We start from the raw sequence: 419 nt of genomic DNA, 5'->3' as shown, positions 1-419 counted from the left end.
GAGAAGCAATTCGCTATACAACTCGTCAAATCGCAGATTGAGTTTCATTGCCTTGCTTTGCATTTTGCTGAGTAGGCGTTTTGAATTGTCTTGACGACCTCGTTCTTGGTTGATCAAGATACGGCGTTTAACATCGGAAAATCGTACCTTGTAGAACTCATCGAGGTTGTTGGAAAATATGCCTAGAAACCGGATTCTTTCTATTAAGGGAACCGACTTATCAGCGGCCTCTTGCAGGACTCGTTCATTAAAAGAAAGCCAGCTAAGTTCTTTTTCTACATACAGTTTTTCTGTGCTCATCTTCTTTTCCGTTTTCTAGTTTGCAATGCAAGTCTAGTGCTAAAATGGGGGGAGTGAATATTATTGCAGTTAGATTTCAGCCATGTGACAGTGGTCACGTTGCGTGTAAGGAAATGTGT

Annotated in this window: 1 pseudogene; it reads right to left on the bottom strand. The window is 41.3% G+C overall.

What is annotated here, in order from left to right:
• Positions 1-300 (bottom strand): annotated as a pseudogene (locus tag AB4585_RS27010) (RNA degradosome polyphosphate kinase); the annotation flags it as partial.
• Positions 301-419: the final 119 nt, after the last annotated feature.

Source organism: Vibrio sp. 10N.222.49.C9, from assembly GCF_041474985.1.
Lineage (GTDB): Bacteria > Pseudomonadota > Gammaproteobacteria > Enterobacterales > Vibrionaceae > Vibrio > Vibrio crassostreae_C.
This window is presented reverse-complemented; position numbering and strand designations above follow the sequence as displayed.